The sequence below is a fragment of the Streptomyces canus 299MFChir4.1 genome, from assembly GCF_000383615.1.
Classification (GTDB): domain Bacteria; phylum Actinomycetota; class Actinomycetes; order Streptomycetales; family Streptomycetaceae; genus Streptomyces; species Streptomyces canus_C.
The window spans coordinates 1-2,654 of record NZ_KB911685.1 but is presented as its reverse complement, the minus strand read 5'-3'; the positions used below and the strand labels follow the sequence as shown (position 1 = coordinate 2,654).

Sequence of the window (2,654 nt, the reverse complement as noted above, 5' to 3'; positions counted from 1 at the left end):
GCGCGCGGGCTGCTCCGCAGACACGACGCGCCGCCGCTACGCGGCGGATTCCGGCTTCGCCGGAATAACGGCGGAACTCCGTTCCGCCTACCGGATCACTCCGTGATCCGGGGGCCCGGCCTCCGGCCGACCCCTGTCCCGTACCGGCCTGCTCCGCAGTCCAGTACGGGACCTGACGCACCCTCCGGGCGCGCCAGAGAAGCCGCACCTACAGGGGGCCAGTTCTGCGCTGAGCGCGGATGACGCATCGTCAGGGACAGCTGGCATCCCTGCTCCTGACGGGATGCCAGCTCCAGTCCTCGCCTGGAGCTGGGCGCATCAGATCACTTCCAGTCACTTTCAGGAAACTTGAGTGCGTCACTCTTGTGAGCAGCTTGAGTCTGGGATGATGTCCTAGTATCTCTCCCCGGATGTATCCGGTGCCGGGATGCATCATTTTGGAATTGAGATGGAATCTGGATTCAGCCTGTATTCCTTCTCCGTATACCTGTGAATGCGAGGGGCCTTGTGACTCGGATGGAATTGCGGCCGCATCAGGCTGAAGCCGTCGACAATGTCGTCCGGATTCTTGGCACCCCACCCGGTGGCCAGATGCCGCCCGAGGGTCTGCGGACGCAGGTAATCGCGGCCACCGGTTCCGGTAAAACCCTCATCGCCTCAGAGTCGGCGCAGCGGCTTTCGGCTCGGCGTGTTCTCGTGCTGGTGCCGACGCTGGATCTGCTGACGCAGATGGCCGGCGCGTGGCGGCGTGCGGGCCGGTCGGGCGCGATGGTGGGGGTGTGCTCGTTGCGGGGGGAGGAGAGTGAGGGTCTGCCGTGTACGACGGATCCGGACGAGCTCGTGGAGTGGATGCGTGGGCTGGAGGTCGTGACTGTCTTCGCGACGTATGCGTCGGTGGGCCTGGGTGTCCTTCAGCGGGCTCACGCTGCGGGGTTGGGGGTGTGGAGCCTGATGGTCGTGGACGAGGCCCACAGGACGAGTGGGGATGGTCTGAAGCCGTGGGCGGCCGTGCACGACCAGGCGCAGTTGCCTGCGGAGCGGCGGTTGTACATGACGGCGACGCCGCGGGTGTGGGAGGCCGAGGGCGAGCGCCCTCGGATGGTGGCGTCGATGGAGGACGGCTCCCCCGTCTTCGGGCCAGTCGCCTACACGTTGACGCTGTCGGAGGCGATCGGGCGCGGGATTGTGGCGCCGTATCAGGTGCTGTGCCTCGACATCCGCGATCCCGACCTGCACGCTGCGCTGACAAGCGAGGCCCCCGGATCTGATGCCGTGCGCGGCGCGCGGTTGGCCGCGGTGCAGACGGGCTTGATGCGAGCGGCCGTTGAGGAGCGCTTCCGTCGGGTGCTGAGCTTTCACAGTCGGGTGGGTGAGGCGGAGGCGATGGCGGCCGCGGTACCGGCGACCGCCGCCCGGCTCGCCGCCGACGACCCCGACACCTACCCACCGGCCGGGCAGGTGTGGGCAGAGTGGCTGTACGGCGAGCACGCCCCCGGCCACCGCCGCCAGGTGCTCGATGAATTCGCATCCGAATTCCTGGGCGGCCCCGAATTCGAAGGTCGGGATGTGCGGGCTGAATTGCGGGTGCTTTCCTCCGTTCGTGTTCTCGGAGAAGGCGTGGACACTGCCGAGTGTGACGCGGTCCTTTTCGCGGACGCTCGGGGTTCGATGGTGGACATCGTGCAGATGGTCGGGCGCGCCCTGCGGCTGAATCCCGATCACGGGAAACTGGCAACGTTGATCGTTCCCGTTTTCCTCGGGCCCGGCGAAGATCCGAATGAGCTCCTCACCTCGGATGCCTACAACAGCCTGTCGAAGGTCCTCGGAGCTCTGCGGGCGCACGATGCGCAGACGATCGAGGCCCTCGCCGATCCCCGGCTGCGCAACAGCCGCCCGGCCGCCGAAGACGACGGCGAGATCAGCGAGTTGAGCCAGGACGAGGCGGACCAAGACGACGTCGGCGAAGACGGGAGCGCGGAGGTCCAGGAGCAGGACATCGTTCCCGCGGTGGGAGCTTCGGCAGCGGGCGTGCTGCGCTTCAGCGAAGAACGCGACCCCGCCGCCCTGGCCGCGTTCGTGCGGCTGCGGGTCATCGACCCCGAACGTGCGTACTGGCGGCGCGGCATCGAGGCCGCCACACGATGGCTACGCGAGACCGGCGAGAGCGAGCTGCGCGTGCCGTACACGTACGTCACACCTAAAGACTGGGGAGCGGGCATCGGCGGCCATCCGCTAGGGGTATGGCTGGCCGATCAACGCCGGTACTACCGCGAAGGCACCCTGGACGCCAAGCGCGTGACCGAGCTGGAAAACCTCGGCATGGTCTGGTCCGTGCACGCCTCCGCGTGGGACGCCGGCCTCGCCGTCGCCCGCGACTACGCAGCCCTCCACGGGCACTGCCTGCCCGGCGCCACCGTGGTCTGGGACGGCTATCCGCTGGGGGTGTTCATGAAAAATGCCCGGGCGGCCGCCAAGAGGATGCGTGAGAACGCTGTACGCCGCGCGAACGGGGAAACGGGCATCTCGTATGCCGGGGAGCTGTCGGAAGAGCGTATGGAGGCACTCATCGAGATCGACCCCGGGTGGGCCCCGGAGGGGTGGGATGTCGCCTGGCAGCGCTCGTACCGGCTGCTACTCGCGCACGTACAGGCGGG

Annotated in this window: 1 protein-coding gene; it reads left to right on the top strand. The window is 67.8% G+C overall.

Translation table 11 applies throughout. The features are described from left to right. Positions 1-516 precede the first annotated feature (516 nt). On the top strand, positions 517-2,654 hold a 2,138-nt coding region (locus H293_RS0148745), incomplete at its 3' end, for a DEAD/DEAH box helicase (protein WP_051138293.1).